This window comes from Roseovarius sp. A-2, assembly GCF_002072155.1.
GTDB lineage: Bacteria > Pseudomonadota > Alphaproteobacteria > Rhodobacterales > Rhodobacteraceae > Roseovarius.
On record NZ_BDIY01000002.1, the window covers coordinates 37340 to 57421 of the forward strand.

A 20082-nucleotide genomic window follows, 5' to 3' on the forward strand; every position below is an offset into this window, starting at 1 on the left:
GAGGCAAGAATGGTGGCAGAGCATGTCCGACCCTGTGAAGAATGTGGATATTGAGGATGTGTTGTCCTCAATCCGGCGACTTGTCTCGAACGGTCCGGATGCGACCGGGCCGAAAGACGAGGCCATATCCGACAAGCTGGTTCTGACGCCCTCGCTGCGTGTGGACGAGAAAAATGCGCCGGATGCGTCAGCAGCGGACGAGATCGCGCGCCTGGACGAAGAGGCCCGGCAGCCGGAGCCAGATTACCCGGCATCGCAATATGTGGCAGGGCCCGAGGCATCGCCGGATGCCGGGAAATGCCCTGACGACGTGGAAGAAAGCTCTGATTCCGGCGACGATACGCAGGAGCCGGACGCGGTGTCACAGATGGACCTGGTTGAGCAGCAAAACACCGGGCATGACGAGGCCGGAGAGCAGTATCCGGGCACAGATACCTCCGAACCGGATGATGAAGAGATCGACCGTTTCCTCGGGGAGGTGACCTCGGCACTCGGCGCGCAGGCGGCCGAGTTCGAGGAGGAGGTTGCACAGCGCGAGGATCAATGGGAGCCGGACGGTGCCTCGGACGACGCCTATGCTGGCGGGCCTGTCGCCTCGGTCGAGTGGCAGGATGCGAGCGACGACGAGGCGGAGGATGATTTTGCGCCCTCATCTGACCCGGATATGGAGCCTGCGGACGAGGCGGCGTCCTATGCCTATGCGCGAAGCTGGGAGGCTACGGATGATGCCGGGCAGCGCGATGCGCCGGGCAACGCCTTCGATTTCGACGATGCGGTGATCGACGAAGACACGTTACGCGACATGGTGGCCGAGATCGTGCGTCAGGAATTGCAGGGTACGCTCGGGGAGCGCATTACCCGTAACGTGCGCAAGCTGGTGCGGCGCGAGATCCACCGCGCCTTGACCAGTCAGGATTTCGAGTAGGCATCAGGGCCTGATCCGTCTCCTGCGGGGTGGGGGTGGCCCCGCCCGGCCTTGTATCATTCCCATTCCATCTGCTCGAAAACCCGACCCGCGTTCTTGGTGGCCAGCTCTTCAAACGTGTCGAGGTGGCGGTAGGGGGATTGATCAACGTAATAGGCGTCGGCAAGGTCGCCGCCGTCATCAATATGCTCGCCGATGCGCGCGCGCAGGTATTCCAGATAGCCCTTGGTATAGCGGCGCACCTGATCCATGTTGGTCGGGTGGCCATGACCGGGGATCACGTAGGTGGCACCCAGTGCCTCGAACTCGGCATCCCATGTCTCCAACCAGTCGCGGGTGATGGTCTCGGGAAAGATTGGCAGCATGCGTTCGTGAAACGCCATGTCGCCGGAGATCACGAGGCTCTGCCCGGGTAGCCAGATCACGATATCGCCGGGGCTGTGGGCGGGGCCGAGATAGCGCGCCTCGATGCGGTAATCGCCCATGTCGAGCGTGTAGGTGTCGCTAAAGGTCTCGGTCGGTGGCACCACTTTGGTGCCTTCGGCGCGCTCCTTGGTGATGCGGCGGGCGGTTTCGAGGTCGGTGCCGCCATATTGCTCGATCTCGTGCAGGGCGTCCTCATGCGCGATCACCGGCACGCCCTGGGCCACCCAATAGGAATTGCCCAGCATGGCATGGCCCTGGCCATTCTCGTTGAACACATGGGTGACGGGCTGATCGGTGATCGCCTTGATCTCGGCATGTAGCGCTTCGGCGAGGCCATAAGAGGCCCCGCCATTGATCACCACCACCCCGTCGCCGGTGACGATGAAGCTGAGATTGTTGTTATGGCCTGCATTCTCGTAGGTGGGGGGGGCGGTGGCCCCGATGGCGGACCAGACGCCGGGGATGAATTCCACCGGCTTGGAGTATAGCAGCGAGCCGGGATACTGATCTGCGATATCCTCGCTGGCGAGCGCGGGGGCTGCGGCGAAAAGGGCGGCTATGAGGAGGGTGCGCATCGCCTCACACCTCCGCCACGAAGCGGTAGGCGTTGCCGTTGCGCTCCACCCGGCCAAGCCCGCCCTCGGGCAGGTGAAAGCCGACCATCGCCATTCTGTCGGTGGCCAGTTGGTCGAGCAGGCGCAGCCGCGTTGCGATCCCTTGATCGGCATCCTGATCCGAGCCGCTGGCCCAATCGGGGCGGGCAAGGGCGAGATGCCCGTTGCCGATGGCGTCACCGATGACCATCACCGCCTCCGACCCCTGCCGCAGTTCAAACGCCATGTGGCCGGGCGTGTGGCCGGGCGTGTCATGTGCCATGATGCCGGGCAGCACCTCTTGCCCGCCAGTGATGAATTCGATTCGGTCCTCTATCGCGGCCAGACGGCGTGCCGCGCCCACGGCAAAGCTCGCGCGCGCCGTGCCGATGGTGTCGACGGTGGCGGGGTCTGTCCAGTAGTCCCATTCGGCCTGACCGATCATGTGGGCCGCATTTGTGAAAACGGGGTCGTCGAAATCGTCAAGCACGCCCCAGAGATGATCGGGATGGGCATGGGTGAAGATGACATGGGTCACGTCATCCGGCGTCACGTTCACGGCGGCGAGCGCGTCGAGCAATTCACCGGCACTTGGCATGAAGGCATGGCCGGAACCCGCGTCGAACAGCACCGTGCGCGTGCCGTCGCGGTAGAGGGTGAGGTTGCAGGGTGGCGCGATCGTGTCACCGGTGATGCCGAATTCGGCCAGCACCGGCGCGGCCTTGGCCGGGTCGAGATCACCCAGCAGGAAATCGCGCGGCAGCACCAGATGCCCGTCGCTGAGCGTGGTGATCGTGGCCTGCCCAAGGGTTGTTTCGGTCGCGGAAAAGCCCGCGCGCGGCAGCCCACAGAGCGCGCCTGCGCCCATCGCCCCCAAAATCCGGCGTCTGGTGAATGTCATGGCATCCTCCCTTAAAATTCTAATTTATGAATATGATGCGCTGCGCGCCGCGAAAACACAAGAGGTTATGGATGCGCGTGGCGGTCAGCCCAACTGCAGGGACGGGGCGGGCCGAGAGGCCAAGATGAAGCGCATGGTCGCTGGCATGTCACCTGAATTGACATTTACAATACGTATTGTGAGATTTAAACTCACCATCAAAGGTAGAAGGGCCCCTGCGGGGCTTTGCCACTCAGCAGAAAGGACCCGCCCATGGCCGAATCGCGCGCATCCAAGGCCTACGCCTCTTCGCCCTGCATGGCGCATGAGTTGGACCCGGCCTACCTTGATCCACCGGAGCAGGCGGCGGGCGTGATGCGCTGGCGGCGGGCCATGCGCGCGGAGTTGCGCGGCGCACGTTCCACCCTTGGGGTTGCCGCGCGGCAGGACCTGGAGCGTGCGTTGTCCGAACATCTGCACACGCTGATTGAGACACGGTTCGACGGCGCGCGGGGGCAGGTGCTGTCAACGTACTGGCCGATCAAGGGAGAGCCCGATCTACGGCCTTTTATGGCGACGCTGCATCGCGCGGGCGTTACCGTTGCCCTGCCGGTGGTGGAGCAGAAAGCAAGCCCTCTCACCTTTCGCCGCTGGACGCCCGAGGCCAAGATGATCCGGGGTGACTGGAACATTCCCGTGCCGCCGCCCGAAGCCGAAAAGCTGACGCCTGACATCATGCTTGCGCCAGTCATCGGCTGGACCGACGAGGGATATCGTCTCGGCTACGGTGGCGGCTATTTCGACCGGACGCTGGCGGTCTGCCATCCGCGCCCGGCGACAATCGGGATCGGGCTGACACAGGCGCGCCTTTCGACGATCTATCCGCAACCGCATGACATACCGCTCGATCTGATCGTGACCGAGGCGGGGGTGATGGCAGACAGGGGTGCGCATTGAGGAGCCTAGTCGAGCAGATGCGCGTTTTGCATTGATGGGCTGGACCGAGTTTATTGTCGCGTTCGCCGTATTCTTCCTGAGCCATTCGGTCCCGGTGCGACCGCCCATCAAGAAGCGGATCGTGGCGCATGCAGGGCAACGCGGCTTCACGTTTGGCTATTCGGTATTGTCATTAGCGGTGCTGGTTTGGGTGATAGGCGCGGCGGGACGCGCGCCCTTCGTGCCGGTCTGGGATTGGACCCCGTGGCAGGCGCATGTGACGCTGACGTTGATGTTGGCGGCCTGTCTCATCCTTGGCCTTGCCGTCGCCCGGCCCAATCCGTTCTCGTTCGGTGGCGCGCGAAACGACCGGTTTGACGCGGCAAGGCCGGGGCTCGTGCGCTACATGCGGCATCCGCTTCTTGTGGCGACGGCGCTCTGGGCTGTCGGTCACTTGATCCCGAACGGCGATCTGGCGCATGTCATCCTGTTCGGTAGCTTTGCCGTATTCGCCCTGGCGGGTGGCAGGCTGATCGACCGGCGCAAACGGCGCGAGATGGGCGCAGACTGGCTCCGCGTGCGAGAGGCCGTCACCGCCGCGTCGCTTTGGCCGCGCCCGGCCAACTGGGGCGGTGCACTGGTGCGGCTTGGGCTGGGGGTCGGGCTTTACGCGGCGCTCATTGCCGCGCATCCGGCGGTTCTTGGCGTCTCGCCACTCGGCTAGGCGCGCGCGCGGGCTGGACGCGCGCGCGTCACGCCGCTAAGCCCCTGCTGACGAAGGCGGCGAGAGGATCGACTGATGACGGCAAGCGACAAGACCGCGCAAGATCGACTGCGCGCCACGGCCTCGCGTGTGCTGCGGTTCGAGGCGGACGCGCTCGGGGTCATGGCCGAGACCCCGCCCGAAGGCTTTGCCCGCGCGGCCGAGCTGATGCTGGGCGCGGGCGGGCGCGTGGTGGTGTCGGGCATGGGCAAATCCGGGCACGTGGCGCGCAAGATCGCGGCGACGCTAGCCTCGACCGGGACGCCCGCGCTCTACCTGCATCCGGGCGAGGCGAGCCATGGCGACCTCGGCATGGTGACGGGGGATGATGTCTGCCTGCTCTTGTCGAATTCCGGTGAGACCCGGGAACTGTCGGATCTGCTCCAATATGCCCGCCGCTTCGGTATCCCGATGATCGCAATCACGCGGGTCGCGGGCAGCACGCTGGCGCGGCAGGCAGATGTGGCGCTCATCCTGCCGGACATGCCCGAGGCGTGCGCGATCGGCATGGCCCCCACGACCTCGACCACCTGTGCGTTGGCGCTCGGCGATGCGCTTGCAGTGGCGTTGATGGAGCGGCGCGGCTTTGCGGCGGATGCGTTCCACGTCTTTCACCCGGGCGGCAAGCTCGGGGCGCAGTTCCTGCGGGTGCGCGATGTCATGCATATCGGCACCGCCCTGCCGGTAGTCACGCCTGCCACGTCGATGGGTGAGACCCTGATCGAGATGAGCGCCAAGGGCTTCGGCATCGTGGCGGTGGCCGAGAACGGCCAGTTGCGCGGGGTCATCACCGATGGCGATCTGCGGCGCAATCTGGACGGGCTGATGGGCCGCGACGCAGGCACTGTTGCCACCGCCGATCCGCGCACCGCGAAACCCGAAATGCTGGTGTCAGAAGCCCTGGGCGTGATGAACCGGCACAAGATCGGCTCGCTGCTGGTCGTCGAGGAGGACGGGATGCTGTGCGGGCTGGTGCATATCCACGACTGCCTGCGCGCCGGGGTGGCCTGAGCCGGCCGGATCCGGTAACGCTCGCGTGAAATAAACCCGCCGCGCCTCTGGCCGCGCGCCGCGCCCATGCACACTTGCGACGGCGGGGCGACACACCGCCCCGGGGAGACCGGAATTTTGGGCTATCTCTATCTGCTGGCCGGGCAGGGCACCCTGTTCATTGGCGGCGAGGCGCTTGTGAGCGGCAGCGTGGGCATCGCCCGACGCCTGTCGATCCCGCCCCTGCTGATCGGGTTGACGGTGGTCGGCTTCAGCACCTCGACGCCGGAATTTCTGGTCTCAGTGGATGCGGCGTGAGGCGGTGTACCGGATATCGCGCTTGGCAACGTTCTGAACTCCAACGTCTATAATATCCTCGGGAATCTCGGGGCAACGGCGGTCATCGCGCCAATCCCGGTGGCCGGGCGCTTTCTGGCGTTCGATCTGCCGGTGATGAACGCGGTGTCGCTGTTGCTGGCACAGGGTTGAGTCGCTCAGACCTGCCCGCCCGCGATCTCGATGGCCTGGCCGTTGACGCTGCCTGATCCCGGACCGCAGAGCCACAGCACCGTGCGGGCAACTTCCTCCGGGGCGATCAGGCGGTTGTTGCGGTTCGCGCTGACCATCATGGCGCGCGCCTCGTCTGCCGAGACGCCCGCGCGTTCGGAGATCGCGGTCACATTGCGGCTCACGATCTCGGTATCGACATAGCCCGGGCAGATCGCGTTGAAGGTGAAGGGCGTGCCGAGATAATCCTCGCTCAGGCTGCGGATCAGGCCAATTATGCCGTGTTTGCTGGCACTATAGGCCGACGCACCTTTCAGACCCTTGAGCCCGGCAATCGAGGAAATCGCGATCACCCGGCCCCAATCGGTCTTGCGCATGCCGCTCAGGCATTCGCGCACCGTGTAGAAGGCCCCGTCCAGATTGGTGGCCATGATCTGCCGCCAGAACGCAGCATCGGTCTTGTGCAATGCGCGGCCCTCGGCGATGCCCGCGTTGGGAATGCAGATTTGCACCGGCCCGCGCAGCGCAACGGCGCGTGCCACGCCATTCACCACCTGAGCCTCGTCGGTCACGTCCATCGCCAGCGGGTGCAGGCCATGGTCCGCCACCTCCTCCAGAACCGCGGCGCGCCGCCCGGTGATCGTGACCTCGGCCCCCTCGGAGGCAAGCGCGCGGGCAATCGCCAGTCCGATGCCGCTGCCACCGCCGGTGACCAGTGCGTGTTTACCACCAAGTGCCATGTTGCCTCCCTCAATTCTGACGCTAGTGTAAACCCGTTCCGCAAGGTGACAACCGCAGAGGAAAGGACGTGGCGCAAATGCTCAAATGGATCGACCTGCCTCCGGTCTGGCTCGTGGGGTTTCTCGCTCTGGCATGGCTGCAGGCGGCGCAATATCCCATGGGCCTGGGCTTTGGCGAGACATGGGCGGATATGCTTGGCGGGCTTCTGGTGGGGGGCGGTCTGCTGCTCATCGTGATGGCGGCGATGGAATTTCGGCGCTACAAGACCACCATCGTACCGCATGAGACGCCCGAGCGTCTGATACAGTCCGGAATCTTCAAACGGTCGCGTAATCCGATCTATCTCGGGGACGCGCTGATCCTCGCCGGGTTGATCCTGCGATGGGATGCGGTTCTGTCGCTGCCGCTGATTCCCGTCTTCGTCTGGGTAATCGAGAAACGCTTTGTCATTCCCGAAGAGGACCGGATGCGCCGCACATTCCGCATGGAATTCGCCCGATATTGCGAAAAAACCAGACGTTGGGTGTAGAAACCGCGACAATCTTGATATCGCCACTCGTGAAATAGTGTGAAATAACGACCTTCGGGATAAGGAAACCGGCATTCCGCGAGAGCGGAGCCATAAGAACACGTGATCTGCCAAGGGGGGACACAGATTTGAAGATCGGAACGCCAAAGGAAGTGCTCGAGGGCGAGAACCGGGTGGCGATGACGCCTGACTCGGCCTTGCAATTGCAAAAACTCGGCTATGACTGCGCCATCGAGGCCGGGGCCGGGGCCGCCGCGGGTTTTTCGGACGCCGCCTACAAGGAGGCCGGTGTCGAGGTGATCAAGAGCGCGGCACAGCTCTATAAGGCCGCCGATGTGGTGGCCAAGGTGCGCCCGCCCACCGAGACAGAGGCCAAGCGCCTGCGCGAGGGGCAATTGCTGATCTCCTTCTTCTGGCCTGCGCAGAATGAAGAACAGATGAAGACGATTGCCGACAAGGGCACGTCGGTCATCGCGATGGACATGGTGCCGCGCATCAGCCGCGCACAGAAGATGGACGCACTCAGTTCCATGGCCAATATCGCGGGCTATCGCGCGGTGATCGAGGCTGGCAACAACTTTGGCCGGTTCTTTACCGGACAGATCACAGCCGCAGGCAAGGTGCCCCCCGCGAAAGTGCTGATCGTTGGCGCGGGCGTGGCGGGGCTTGCCGCCATAGGCACTTCCACCAGCCTTGGCGCGATCACCTATGCGTTCGACGTGCGGCCCGAAGTGGCCGAACAGGTCGAATCGATGGGCGCGGAATTCGTCTATCTCGATTTCGAGGAAGAGCAGCAGGATGGCGCGGCCTCGGGCGGCTATGCCTCGGTCTCCTCGCCCGAGTTCCGCGAGGCGCAGCTGGCCAAGTTTCGCGAACTGGCCCCCGAGGTCGATATCGTCATCACCACGGCCCTCATCCCCAATCGCGAGGCCCCCGAGCTTTGGACCGAGGATATGGTCAAGGCGATGAAGCGTGGCTCGGTGATCGTCGATCTGGCCGCTGAAAAGGGCGGCAACTGCAAGATGACGGTGATGGACGAGAAGATCGTCACCGACAATGGCGTGACGATCATCGGCTATACCGACTTCCCGAGCCGGATGGCGACGCAATCCTCGACGCTTTATGCCACCAACATCCGTCACATGATGACCGACCTCACGCCCGAGAAGGACGGTCAGGTCAATCACAACATGGAGGATGACGTGATCCGGGGCGCGACGGTGACCCACGCGGGCGAGGTGACCTTCCCGCCACCACCGCCCAAGATTGCGGCGATTGCCGCGCAAAAGCCCAAGGAAAAGGCCAAGGAGCTGACGCCGGAAGAAAAACGCGCCGAGGAAATCGCGGCCTTCAAGGCGCAGACCAAGCAGCAGGTCACGCTGCTCGCGGTCGGGGCGGCGCTGCTGCTCTCCGTCGGTTTGGTGGCCCCTGCCAGCTTCATGCAGCATTTCATCGTCTTCGTGCTGTCGGTCTTTGTCGGCTTCCAGGTGATCTGGGGTGTCAGCCACAGCCTGCACACGCCGCTGATGGCGGTCACGAACGCGATCTCTTCGATCATCATCCTGGGCGCGCTGATGCAGATCGGATCCAGCTCGATCCTGATCACCATCCTCGCCGCTGCGGCGGTGTTCATGGCCTCGATCAATATCATCGGCGGCTTCCTCGTGACACGGCGCATGCTCGCCATGTTCCAGAAATCCTGATCGGAGGCGACAATGGATTACGGATTTACCATTGCGGCCTACGTGGTCGCGGCGATTCTCTTCATCCTCAGTCTTGGTGGTCTGAGCGGGCAGGAAAGCGCCAAGCGCGCCGTCTGGTACGGCATCACCGGCATGGCCATCGCGGTCATCGCCACGCTGATCGGGCCGGGTGCGGGGCTTTGGCTTTTGTCGCTGATCCTGATCGCGGGCGGTGGCCTTATCGGCTATCAGTTGGCCACGCGGGTGCAGATGACGCAGATGCCCGAACTCGTGGCGATCATGCATTCGATGGTCGGCCTCGCGGCGGTCTTCGTGGGCTTCAACGCCGATATCGAGCTGACCCGCGTTGCTGCTGCGTTTACCGCCGAGGGCTTTGCCTTCCCGCGCCCCGAAACGGCGGTGGCCGAGGCCGCGGCCTTTGCCAAGACCTTCTCGGGTTTTGCCGCCATCGTGGCCAAGAAAACTGCCGTCGAGGTCAGTATCCTGCGGGTCGAGCTGGTGCTTGGCGTGTGGATCGGCGCGGTGACCTTCACCGGCTCGGTGATCGCCTATGGCAAGCTGGCGGGCAAGGTCGACAGCGCCGCCCAAAAGCTGCCGGGTGGGCATATGCTAAACGCGGCCGCTGCGGGCCTGTCGCTGCTCTTTGCCGCGATGTATCTGGGCGGGGCCGGCATCTGGACGCTGGTGGCGCTGACGCTGCTGGCGCTCTTTATCGGCTATCACCTGATCATGGGGATCGGTGGCGCCGACATGCCCGTCGTGGTCTCGATGCTCAACAGCTATTCGGGCTGGGCGGCGGCGGCGATCGGCTTCAGCCTTGGCAATGACCTGCTGATCGTGGTGGGCGCGCTTGTGGGCTCCTCAGGTGCGATCCTGAGCTACATCATGTGCAAGGCGATGAACCGGCAGTTCGTCAGCGTGATCCTCGGTGGCTTTGGCGGCGCGTCGGGCCCCGCAGCGGAGATCGAGGGCGAGCAAGTCGCCATCGACGCCGATGGCGTGGCCAACGCGCTCAACGAGGCCGATTCAGTCATCATCGTGCCGGGCTATGGCATGGCGGTGGCGCAGGCGCAGGGTGCGGTCAGCGAGTTGACCAACAAGCTGCGCGCCCGTGGCAAGAACGTGCGTTTTGCCATCCACCCGGTCGCGGGCCGTCTGCCGGGGCATATGAACGTGCTCTTGGCCGAGGCCAAGGTGCCTTATGACATCGTCATGGAGATGGACGAAATCAACGAGGATTTCCCAGACACCGATGTGGTGATCGTCATCGGCTCCAACGACATCGTAAACCCGGCGGCGCAGGACGATCCCAACAGCCCCATCGCCGGGATGCCGGTGCTGGAAGTGTGGAGAGCCAAGCAGGTGTTCGTCTCCAAGCGCGGGCAGGGCACCGGCTATTCCGGCATCGAGAACCCGCTGTTCTTCAAGGAAAACACGCGGATGTTCTATGGCGATGCCAAAGACAGCATCTCGAGCTTGCTGAGCAAGATCGAGTGATCCTGACACAGGTTCTAAAAAGGGGCGTGGCCGCAAGGCTGCGCCCCTTTTGCTTGGGTTTCGCCTTTGGCGGGTGCCGGATGTGGAGTATTTTCACCAAGAAGACGCCCAAGCGATGTGCAGTATACGATTGTGTCCCGCTAAATCATTGGGGATGAAAGAAAAAACGCTTTCACGCGCAATCCGGGCGCGGTATGCAGCGGCAAGGATCAGGAGATCGGCGCATGCCCCCAATCGAAGATCATCCGCTGCGCTATGACTTGGCGAACGAGTTGCACGCGCGCCCCTTCCCGTCACTCAAGGCGCCGTGTACGGCAGTGTTTCTCGCGATCAAGCAGCCGAGTGACGCCGCAAAGCGCGACCGTGCGGCGGATCTGGCGCATCTGACGGCGCTGCTGGATCGCTACGGGACCAAGCATCCACAGCCCGGCGCCACGCATTATTTCGGAGAGATCGGACGGCACAGCCTGAAATGGGAAAGCCATACCGAGATGGTGACCTACACGGTCTTTACCGATGGGGTCAGTTCGCGCCCCTTCGATCCCGTGGATTTCGAGGTGTTCCCGGAGGAGTGGCTTGCCAAGGCACCGGGGGTGCGTATCACCTCGGCGATGATCCGGGTGGTGCCGTGGGCCAGCCGCGACGCGACGCGCGCCGACATCGACAACTGGTTCGTGGATGAAAGCGTCGCCATGGCGCGCGTTCTGGACGATGCCGCCGTGATGGCCGGTGATTTCCGGGTCGATCCGGCGGGGCACCTGCGGTTTTCCCTGCATGTGGCCCCGAGCACCGGGGAGCGGCGGATCGGGCGCGTGGTGCAGCGCATCTGCGAGATCGAGACCTACAAGGCGATGTCGATGCTGGGCTTTGCCCGGGTGCGCGAGATGGGTCGCCAGATGGGCGAGACCGACAGCCAGTTGAGCCGCCTGATCGACGACATGACCGGCGGCACGCAGCCCGCCGAAGAGACCCTGCAGAGCCTCTTGCGCGTTTCGGCGGAGCTCGAATCGCTGGTCGCGCAATCCTCGTTTCGCTTTGGGGCAACAGCGGCCTATGAGCAGATCGTCAACCAGCGGATCGCGGTGCTGCGCGAGGAGCGGTTCGAGGGTCGCCAGACCTTTGCCGAATTCATGATGCGGCGCTATGACCCGGCGATGCGCACCGTGCGCGCCACCAAGGACCGGCTTTCGGCGATGGCGGACCGGGCGATGCGCGCGGGCGAACTCCTGCAGACCCGCGTCGATGTGGAACGCAGCGCGCAGAACCAGGCGCTATTGGAGAGCATGGACAGGCGCGCCGATCTGCAATTGCGCCTGCAGCGCACCGTCGAGGGGCTGTCGGTGGTGGCGATCAGCTATTATGCCGTGTCCCTGGCAGGCTACCTGCTTTATCCGCTGACTGACATGCTGGACGTGAGTAAGGGCATGGTTACCGCTGCGGTGACCCTGCCTGTGGTGGGCCTCGTCTGGTGGATGGTGCAGCGCATCCGCAACAAGATCCACTGAGCGCGCCGCCGCGTCACCGGGCATTCCCCTCTGGCCATTGCGCCGCGCCTGCGATATCCGGGCCGGGTTGAAACACCCCCGGAGGACACGCCCATGTCCGAGACCGTTCCGTTCGAGAAACCCGGCCCCGTCGAGGCCGACCTGCGCCATGCCATCGCGCCCACCGAAGACATCATCGCAGAGGCGCGCAGGGGCCGTATGTTCATCCTCGTCGATCACGAAGATCGCGAGAACGAGGGCGATCTGGTGATCGCCGCCGAATTCGCCACGCCTGAGGCGGTGAATTTCATGGCGCTGCACGGGCGCGGGTTGATTTGCCTGCCGATGACCGCCGAGCGGATCGACCGGCTAGGCCTGCCGATGATGGCGGTGAACAATTCCTCACGGCATGAGACCGCCTTTACCGTCTCGATCGAGGCGCGCGAGGGCGTGAGCACGGGCATTTCTGCCGGTGACCGTGCGCTGACCATCGCCACCGCGATCAACGAGCAGAATACCATGGCGGCGATTGCTACGCCGGGCCATGTCTTTCCGCTGCGCGCGCGGCGCGGCGGGGTGCTGGTGCGCGCAGGCCATACCGAGGCCGCGGTGGATATCGCGCGGCTGGCCGGGCTGAATCCCTCGGGCGTGATCTGCGAGATCATGAAAGAGGATGGCAGCATGGCGCGGCTGCCCGACCTTATCGAGTTCGCCAAGGCGCATGATCTGAAGATCGGCACGATTTCCGATCTGATCGCCTATCGCCACAAGCATGACAACCTGATCACCGAGACCGGGCACGAGACCGTCACCTCGAGCCATGGCGGCGAATGGCAGATGCGCATTTTCGCCGATCAGATCACCGGCACGGAGCATGTGGTGCTGACCAAGGGCGACGTGTCGGACGGACGGCCCGTCTTGGCGCGCGCGCATGCGCTCAACGCGCTGGAGGACGTCTTGGGCATCGGACTTGACAAGCGCAGCGACGGCCCCACCGGCAAGCTGCCTCGGGCGATGGAGATCATCGCGCGCGAGGGGCGTGGCGCGGTGTTCCTGTTCCGTCAGCCGCGCCCCAAGCTGGCGGGCGAGATGGAGGATGAGGACACGCCGCGCACCGTCAAGCAGACCGGCCTTGGCGCACAGATCATGGCAACCATGGGCATTCACGAGCTTGTCCTTTTGACCGACAGTCCGAATACGCGCTATCTGGGCCTTGATGCCTACGGGATTTCGATCACCGGCACCCAACCCCTGACCGAGGAGTGAAGCATGGCCGAGCATGAATACACCCTGCCGCGCGCCGAGTTCGACAAGCCTGTAAAATTATTGATCGTAGTGGCCCCGTTCTATCGCGACATCGCTGACAACCTGATCAAGGGCGCTTGTGCGGAGATCGAGGCAACCGGTAGCACCTACGAGATCGCCGAGGTGCCCGGCGCGCTGGAACTGCCCACCGCCATCGGCATCGCAGAGCGGATGTCCAACTTTGACGGCTACGTGGCGCTTGGCTGCGTGATCCGGGGCGAGACGACGCATTACGAAACCGTCTGCAACGACAGCTCGCGCGGGCTGACATTGTTGGGGCTTCAGGGGCTGTGCATCGGCAACGGCATCCTCACGGTCGAAAACCGCGCACAGGCCGAGGTGCGCGCCGATCCCGAGGCCATGAACAAAGGCGCAGGCGCAGCCGCTGCAGCCTTGCATCTGGTGGCATTGGCCCGTAAATGGGGCGGCCCGCGCAAAGGCGTGGGGTTCAAGCCCGCGACCGAGGAAATCCGCCTCGCGGGCGATGCGAAGGACACGCCCAAGGTATGAGCACCGACCCCGCCCTTTCCGGCAATCGTAAACGTCAGATGAGATCCGCCGCGCGCATGTATGCCGTGCAGGCACTCTTTCAGATGGAGCATTCGCAGCAAAGCTCGACCGCGGTGCGGCAGGAGTTTCTCGACCACCGCTTCGGGGCCGAAGTGGAAGAGGGTGTCGACATGGCCGAGGGCAACGTTGATCTCTTTTGCAAGCTGATCGACGACGCGGTGAACTGGCAGGCCAAGATCGACCAGATGACCGACCGGGCGCTCGTCGCCAAATGGCCGATTTCCCGGATTGATCCCACGCTACGCGCGCTGTTTCGCGCGGCCGGGGCCGAGATGATCCAGTCCGACACGCCGCCCCGCGTCGTGATCATGGAATTCGTGGATGTGGCCAAGGCGTTCTACCCCGAGGGTAAGGAATCAAAATTCGTCAACGCTGTGCTCGACCACATGGCGCGCGAGGCCAAGCCCGAAGCATTTTGAGCCCTCAGCGCAGGCGCAACACCGGGGCAGGGCCAATCGGGATCGGGCCGAGCAGGATGCGCCCGCCGCGAAAGCTCAGCGGAACATCCAGCGTCTCGCGATTTCCGTTCATCCGGGCCAGCAGTTCCAGACCGTTTTCGACCGTCTGCGCCATGCCTTCGGGCAGCGCGCCTGAGGCTTGCGCCAGGGCGATCATGTCGCGCCAATTGCGTGCCTTGAGCGTGATCTCGCCCTCAGGCAGCCCGTCGGGTGTCACCGCCACTTCGCCCGCTGCCTGCAGGTGCAACTGCCCCCACCGGCCATCGATCAGCGCCACCTTGATATATGTGGGTTGCGGGCGAGCATCCTCGACCGCGCTGCGGTCCCAGATCTTGTCGAAACTGACGGTCAGATCGGCGGTGAGGTTCGAGATTTGCGCAGGCAACTCGCCATCGGGGTCGAGCAGGTCGCGCCAGGGCGGGGCCAGCGTCAGCCCTTCGGCGGCCAGCCCGAGGCGATAGTCGCGTTCCTGCAACTGCTCGACCGCAAGGGTCAGCGAGGTCAGCGCCGTGGTCTCGTCGGGGCGAACCTCGGGTGTCACCTGCAAGAAGTCGGCCGTCAGCGTGAGGTTGCGCGGGGCCAGCCGCGTGTCGGGGGCGATGCGCAGGCTGGCGCGCATGTCGCGCGCGTCGACGCGGAATTTCTCTTGCGGGGTGGCGATCAACTGCGTTTCGGGCCAGACCGCGATCACGTGATTGGGCTGATAGCTGAGCGCGCTCAACTGAAAATAGGGGGCCTCCCAGGCCAGCCCTGTCGCGGGATCGGCCAGCATCAGGTCGGTAAAGCCGGTGTCAAACCGGTTGGGAAAGCCCTGCACGTCGAGATCCGAGGTTTCCGCAACCCAGCCTTTGGCGCGGCGACCCTCGAACCAATGGGCAAAGCCCTGTTCCAGCCCGCGCTGCCCGACGAACCAGTAGCCCGACCACCCCAGTGTCGCGATCACGATGACGGCCAGCAGAAATCGCATGCGCACGCCCCTTTCATGCCTGTTCGGAAACGTGTTTATAGGGGGCCATGCGCGAGGAACAGGGATAATCAATATGTGGGTGTTCGGTTATGGATCGCTGGTGTGGAATCCGGGCTTTGATGTCGCGGAACGCGTGATCGCGCGGCTGCCTGAGTATCACCGCAGCTTTTGCATGCGCTCCGTCCACCACCGTGGAACGGATGACAATCCCGGCCTCGTTCTGGCCCTCGATGCGGCCCCCGGGGCGATGTGCCACGGTGTCGCCTTGCGGGCGCGCCCCGAAGAGGCCGATACTGTGCTCGCCTATCTGCGCGAGCGGGAACTGATTTCCTCGGCCTATCTGGAAAAGCGGCTGGAGATCGGGCTTGACGACGGTCGGCAGGTCGAGGCGGTGACCTATGTGGTCGATGCCGGGCACGTGCAGTATTGCGGCGGGCTTGACCTTGAGGAACAGGCGCAAATCATCGCCCTCGCCGTGGGCGGTCGCGGTCCGAATACCGAGTATCTCTTCAACACCACCGCGCATCTCAAACAGCTTGGCATCCACGACAAGGAGCTGGATTGGCTGGTTCGCCGGGTGCGGCATCTGTGTGGATAAGTCCTTGGCTTGACCGGCCAAGACGCGTAGGGTTGGCCCCATAAATCAACGTGTCGGGAGCGTCCAGATGGACCAGCCGGACCGCGAGGTCGAGCCGCAATTCTCATACCCCTATCGCCAGATCGTGCTGATGGTGATCGTTCTGGTGCTGACCGGACTCGGCTCGTTCGTGGCACTGCCGCGTGTGCTTCCGGTGTTCGAGGCCAATCCCTGGCTTAACGGGTTCATCTTCTGCGTCTTCGTGATCGGGGTGATCGCGACCTTCTGGCAGGTGTTTCAGCTGATCGGCTCGGCCCGCTGGATCGAAGGATTTGCTGCGCAGGTGCCGGGCCATGAGTTGACGCACGCGCCCTCGATGCTGGCGCCGCTCGCGACGATGCTGCGCTCACGCGGCAAGCGCATGCAGATCGCCTCGACCTCGGCGCGCTCGATCCTTGACTCGGTCGCGCAACGCATCGACGAGGCGCGTGAGATCACCCGCTATATCGTGAGCCTGCTGATCTTTCTCGGGCTTCTGGGCACCTTCTACGGCCTCGCCACGACCGTGCCCGCAGTTGTGGACACGATCCGCAGCCTTGCGCCGCAGGAGGGAGAGGAGGGGATCGCCGTTTTCAACCGGCTGATGACCGGGCTCGAGGCGCAACTTGGCGGTATGGGCGTGGCTTTTGCTTCGTCGCTTCTGGGGCTGGCGGGATCGCTTGTGGTGGGCCTGCTGGAACTGTTTGCAAGCCACGGGCAGAACCGGTTCTACCGCGAGTTGGAAGAATGGATGTCGACCATAACCCGCGTTGGCTTTGCCAGCGGCGACGGCGAGGGCGGTGGTGAGCAAGACGCTGTGGCGCATGTACTTGACCACATGGCCGAGCAGATGGACGCCTTGCAGAACATGCTCGGCCAATCGGACATGAGCCGCGCCATGGTCGATCAGAAACTGGGCGTTCTGGCGGATTCCATCGAACGCCTCACCCACCGGATGAGCGATCAGAACCCGGTGCAGGTGGCGCTGATGCGGATGGCTGAGGGGCAGGAACGGCTGATCGAGACGCTGGAGAGCCGCGAGGTGGCCCCCAACGAGGGGCTTGATGCCGAAAGCCGCATGCGCCTGCGCTCGATCGACGTGCAGATGCTGCGCATCCTTGAGGAAATCAGCGCCGGACGGCAGGAGACCATGACCGAGTTGCGTACCGATCTTGCCGCGCTGACGCGGTTGATGGGACAGGCGCGCGAGGCAGGCCCGCGCCGTGTGCGCCCCCTGCGGCCTGAAGCGGATAGCGACGGGGAGGGCTGATCATGGCGCTCTCGCGGCGCACAGGGGCCCGGTTCCAAGGTGCGATCTGGCCCGGCTTCGTGGATGCGATGACCGGCCTTCTGCTGGTGCTGATGTTCGTGCTGACGATCTTCATGGTGGTGCAGTTCGTGCTGAGCGAGGAAATCAGCGGGCAGGAAACCAAGCTCGATGCGCTGTCGGCCGAGGTGTCGGCGCTGTCCCTTGCCCTGGGACTGGAGCAGGACCGCAACGCCACGCTAGAAGGTCGCGTTGGTGCGCTCACCGCCACATTGGGCGATGCGCGCGAGCGGCAGGAGCAGCAGGCGGCCCTGATCCAGAGCCTGCGGGCGCAGAGTGCCGAGCGGGCGCAGGCCTTGCAGACCGCGCAGGGCCGTATCGCCAGTTTCGAGGAGCAGGTGGCGGGCCTGCTGTCGGATCGCGAGACGGCACAGGACCGCATCGCCGGTCTGGAGGAGCGTCGCGACGAACTGCTCAGCGAAACCGAACAGCTCGATCTCGCCCTAGCCAGCCTGCGTGATGAGGTTGACGCCCAGGCCGAGGCCGCGCGTCTTGCTGCGTCGCGACGCGAGGCGCTCGATGCACTGGTCGCGGATTTGCGTGCGCGTAATGCCGAGGCCGGAGAGGCGCAGGCCGCGCTCAGTGCCGAGGTGGCGACGCTCGAGGACGAATTGAATGAGGAAGAACAGGCGCGCCTCGCAGAGGCCGCCGCCGCCGAGGCCCTGCGCGAGCGGCTGCAGGCGTCGCAGGCGGAACTCACGTCGATGACCCTCGCGCTGGAGGAGCAGCGCCAGCGGGCCGAGGAAACCCTCACCCTGCTGGCCGCCGCCGAAACCGCCCGCGAGGATCTCAACAGCCAGTTGGCGCAGGCGCTTTTGCAGGCCGAACAGGGTGCCGAGGCGCGCGAGGCCGAGATCGCCCGGCTGGAGGTTGCGCTCGACGCCGCGCAGAGCGGCGAGGCGGAGGCTACCGGCACGCTGGAGGACACCCGTGCGGCGCTTGCCGAGGCACAGACGCGGATACGTAGGCTGGAGGGGCAACTGGCCCAGGCGGTGGCCGAGAAGCAGACAGTGGAGAACGAGGCACAGGCCACCGAGGAGGAGGTGCGTGCGCAGCTTGTGCAGGCGCTTGCGGCACAGCGCGCCGCCGAAGCGCAGGCCCAAGAGCAGATGAGCGCCGCCGAGGCGCGCGCCGCGCTGCTGTCGGCGGCGCGCGATCGTCTGGCCGAGACGCGCGACGAGCTGACCGAGGAGCAGGCGGCGGTGAGCGCGGCGCAGCGAGAGCAGGCGCTGCTCAATCAGCAGGTGGCGGCGCTGCGCGATCAGCTGTCGCAGTTGCAGGGGCTGCTGGATGAGGCCCGCGAAAGCGAGGCCGAGGCCGAGGTGCAGTTGCAATCGCTCGGCAATGAACTCAATACCGCATTGGCCCGCGTGGCGGCAGAGGAACGACGGCGCCGTCAGGCCGAGGAAGAGCGCGCACGGCTTTTGGAGGCCGAGCGCGAGCGGTTGGCGGCGGAGAAGGAGGATCTGGAGAAATACCGATCGGAATTCTTTGGCAGGCTGCGGGATGTGTTGGGCGATCAGGAGGGCGTGCAGATTGTCGGCGACCGGTTCGTGTTTTCCTCCGAGGTGCTCTTTGCCCCCGGCGCAGCCGAGCTTTCACGCGTCGGCCAGTTGGAGATTGCCAAGGTCGCCGACATCCTGCGCGGCGTGATCGACGAGATCCCCGAGGGTATCGAATGGGTGCTTCAGGTGGACGGCCATACCGACGATGTTCCGATCATGGAGGGCGCGCGCTTTGCCGACAATTGGGCGCTGAGCCAGGCGCGGGCGCTGTCGGTGGTGCGCTATCTGACGAATTTCCTCGGCTTCCCGCCAGAGCGGCTGTCGGCCAATGGCTATGGCGAGTATCAGCCGGTCAATCCCGCCGACACGCCCGAGGCCCGCGCGCAGAATCGGCGGATCGAGTTGAAGCTGACCACGCGATAGGCGCGCGTCAGGGTGTCACGGTGATTTCGGCGTGGCGCGCAGCCAGAAGCGTGTCACCGCGCATCAGCCGCACATAGCCGCGATAGGCCCCGGCGGGCCATCCGGTCGCGGGAGCCTTGCGCCCGAAGGCGCGGAAAAGCTGCGCCTTCGGGGCGTCGAGCGTGATATCGTGGCGGAAAATCTCGCCCTCGGGGCCTCGGGCCGTGAGAGTCAGACGATCGCCTGGCTGTGCGTAAAAGACGTGGCCATAAAGCACCAGTGGCTGATCGGCTGGCGTTTCGTGCACGCGCGCCGCGCCGGATTGCACCGCCTCGAAGGCGGGGACAGCGGTGGAGAACCCGGCGGTGAAGAGGCCGGAACGGGTATAGTCTGATGGGTCCTGCCACAAGCCGCCATCGGTTTGTTGGCCGCACTGCGTGACATCATCGGGATGGAAGGGATCGACGATATCGCCATCCTTCAGCACGCCGAGATGGACATGCGGGGCGTTCGTCAGCCCGCTCAAACCGACTTGGCCCAGGATATCGCCCGTCGTCACCCTGTCGCCTTGACGCACGCTGATCGATCCGCGCTTGAGATGGCAGTAGAGCGTCTGCCAGCCGTCGCCGTGATCGACGCGCACGGCGTTGCCGCATTCGCGGCCCCGGATTGCATCGCGTGTCGCGGCCGTGACGGGGGTATCTGCCATGCCGTCGCGGGTGGCGGCAACGGTGCCGGGGGCGGCGGCGATAACATTGACGCCGGTGTGCATTGCCTCGAAAGACGGGAGCATGAAATCAGTGCCGCGATGGTCGTCGCGGCTCTTGAGGCCGCACATGTAATCACGCTGACCGGGGCCGGGATCGGTATCGACGTAATCCTCGATATAGCAGTCCTCTCCCAGGGTGCAGTCGATCGGCAGGGCGAGGCGAGGCGCATCGGCGGCGGCCATTTGGGC

Annotated in this window: 19 protein-coding genes and 1 pseudogene; 15 read left to right on the forward strand and 5 right to left on the reverse strand. The window is 64.6% G+C overall.

Going from position 1 to position 20082, the window contains the following annotated elements:
* Positions 1-22: 22 nt before the first annotated feature.
* Positions 23-925 carry a hypothetical protein gene (locus BHD06_RS03490; protein ID WP_080455610.1) on the forward strand — a complete coding sequence of 301 codons (903 nt, stop codon included), beginning with the start codon at positions 23-25 and terminating at the stop codon, positions 923-925.
* A 56-nt stretch (positions 926-981) separates the two neighbouring features.
* Here the strand turns inward: BHD06_RS03490 and BHD06_RS03495 are convergent, their stop codons facing one another.
* Complete coding sequence (locus BHD06_RS03495; protein ID WP_080455611.1) at positions 982-1926, reverse strand: MBL fold metallo-hydrolase; 945 nt, start codon at positions 1924-1926, stop codon at positions 982-984.
* 4 nt (positions 1927-1930) lie between these two features.
* On the reverse strand, positions 1931-2845 hold the full coding sequence (locus BHD06_RS03500; RefSeq protein ID WP_080455612.1) for an MBL fold metallo-hydrolase: 915 nt from the start codon (positions 2843-2845) through the stop codon (positions 1931-1933).
* A 252-nt stretch (positions 2846-3097) separates the two neighbouring features.
* On the opposite strand from BHD06_RS03500, the gene BHD06_RS03505 reads away from it, so the two are divergent.
* The 4 genes and pseudogenes from BHD06_RS03505 (at position 3098) to BHD06_RS22885 (ending at position 6002) form a co-directional block, all read left to right on the forward strand.
* The gene (locus BHD06_RS03505; RefSeq protein WP_254892301.1) at positions 3098-3781 is read left to right on the forward strand and encodes a 5-formyltetrahydrofolate cyclo-ligase; all 684 of its coding nucleotides are present in this window, start codon (positions 3098-3100) and stop codon (positions 3779-3781) included.
* Positions 3782-3815: 34 nt separating this feature from the next.
* Positions 3816-4484 (forward strand): NnrU family protein, encoded by a 669-nt coding sequence (locus tag BHD06_RS03510; RefSeq protein WP_080455613.1) that lies wholly within the window; start codon positions 3816-3818, stop codon positions 4482-4484.
* 75 nt (positions 4485-4559) lie between these two features.
* The gene (locus tag BHD06_RS03515; RefSeq protein ID WP_080455614.1) at positions 4560-5534 is read left to right on the forward strand and encodes an SIS domain-containing protein; all 975 of its coding nucleotides are present in this window, start codon (positions 4560-4562) and stop codon (positions 5532-5534) included.
* Between the two features lie 117 nt (positions 5535-5651).
* Positions 5652-6002: pseudogene (locus BHD06_RS22885) on the forward strand (sodium:calcium antiporter).
* Positions 6003-6007: 5 nt separating this feature from the next.
* Here BHD06_RS22885 and BHD06_RS03525 read toward each other — a convergent pair.
* Positions 6008-6760 carry an SDR family NAD(P)-dependent oxidoreductase gene (locus BHD06_RS03525; protein WP_080455616.1) on the reverse strand — a complete coding sequence of 251 codons (753 nt, stop codon included), beginning with the start codon at positions 6758-6760 and terminating at the stop codon, positions 6008-6010.
* Positions 6761-6837: 77 nt separating this feature from the next.
* Here BHD06_RS03525 and BHD06_RS03530 point away from each other — a divergent pair, with 77 nt between their 5' ends.
* The 7 genes from BHD06_RS03530 to nusB all read left to right on the forward strand — a co-directional run bounded on the left by BHD06_RS03530 (position 6838) and on the right by nusB (position 14268).
* On the forward strand, positions 6838-7290 hold the full coding sequence (locus BHD06_RS03530; protein ID WP_080455617.1) for an isoprenylcysteine carboxylmethyltransferase family protein: 453 nt from the start codon (positions 6838-6840) through the stop codon (positions 7288-7290).
* A 128-nt stretch (positions 7291-7418) separates the two neighbouring features.
* On the forward strand, positions 7419-8993 hold the full coding sequence (locus tag BHD06_RS03535) for a Re/Si-specific NAD(P)(+) transhydrogenase subunit alpha (protein ID WP_080455618.1): 1575 nt from the start codon (positions 7419-7421) through the stop codon (positions 8991-8993).
* Positions 8994-9005: 12 nt separating this feature from the next.
* Positions 9006-10490, forward strand: coding sequence for an NAD(P)(+) transhydrogenase (Re/Si-specific) subunit beta (locus BHD06_RS03540; RefSeq protein WP_080455619.1), 1485 nt, complete (start codon positions 9006-9008; stop codon positions 10488-10490).
* A gap of 224 nt (positions 10491-10714) precedes the next feature.
* Complete coding sequence (locus BHD06_RS03545; RefSeq protein ID WP_080455620.1) at positions 10715-11995, forward strand: DUF3422 family protein; 1281 nt, start codon at positions 10715-10717, stop codon at positions 11993-11995.
* A 93-nt stretch (positions 11996-12088) separates the two neighbouring features.
* A complete protein-coding gene (gene ribB / locus BHD06_RS03550; protein WP_080455621.1) occupies positions 12089-13240 on the forward strand; it encodes a 3,4-dihydroxy-2-butanone-4-phosphate synthase in 1152 nt (383 codons plus the stop codon).
* Positions 13241-13243: 3 nt separating this feature from the next.
* Positions 13244-13789: a 6,7-dimethyl-8-ribityllumazine synthase gene (locus tag BHD06_RS03555; RefSeq protein ID WP_080455622.1), complete on the forward strand. Its 546-nt coding sequence runs from the start codon at positions 13244-13246 to the stop codon at positions 13787-13789.
* Positions 13786-14268: a transcription antitermination factor NusB gene (gene nusB / locus BHD06_RS03560; protein ID WP_080455623.1), complete on the forward strand. Its 483-nt coding sequence runs from the start codon at positions 13786-13788 to the stop codon at positions 14266-14268. Before BHD06_RS03555 ends, nusB begins: the two co-directional genes overlap by 4 nt.
* Before the next feature lie 4 nt (positions 14269-14272).
* Here nusB and BHD06_RS03565 read toward each other — a convergent pair whose 3' ends face one another.
* Positions 14273-15274: a DUF2125 domain-containing protein gene (locus BHD06_RS03565; protein WP_080455624.1), complete on the reverse strand. Its 1002-nt coding sequence runs from the start codon at positions 15272-15274 to the stop codon at positions 14273-14275.
* A gap of 73 nt (positions 15275-15347) precedes the next feature.
* Here BHD06_RS03565 and BHD06_RS03570 point away from each other — a divergent pair, with 73 nt between their 5' ends.
* The 3 genes from BHD06_RS03570 (at position 15348) to BHD06_RS03580 (ending at position 19145) form a co-directional block, all read left to right on the forward strand.
* Positions 15348-15872: a gamma-glutamylcyclotransferase gene (locus BHD06_RS03570; protein ID WP_080455625.1), complete on the forward strand. Its 525-nt coding sequence runs from the start codon at positions 15348-15350 to the stop codon at positions 15870-15872.
* A 67-nt stretch (positions 15873-15939) separates the two neighbouring features.
* Positions 15940-17160, forward strand: a complete 1221-nt coding sequence (locus BHD06_RS03575; protein WP_080455626.1) for a biopolymer transporter ExbB — start codon at positions 15940-15942, stop codon at positions 17158-17160.
* A gap of 2 nt (positions 17161-17162) precedes the next feature.
* Positions 17163-19145, forward strand: coding sequence for a peptidoglycan -binding protein (locus tag BHD06_RS03580; protein WP_080455627.1), 1983 nt, complete (start codon positions 17163-17165; stop codon positions 19143-19145).
* 7 nt (positions 19146-19152) lie between these two features.
* Here BHD06_RS03580 and BHD06_RS03585 read toward each other — a convergent pair whose 3' ends face one another.
* Complete coding sequence (locus BHD06_RS03585; RefSeq protein ID WP_254892302.1) at positions 19153-20076, reverse strand: M23 family metallopeptidase; 924 nt, start codon at positions 20074-20076, stop codon at positions 19153-19155.
* Positions 20077-20082: the final 6 nt, after the last annotated feature.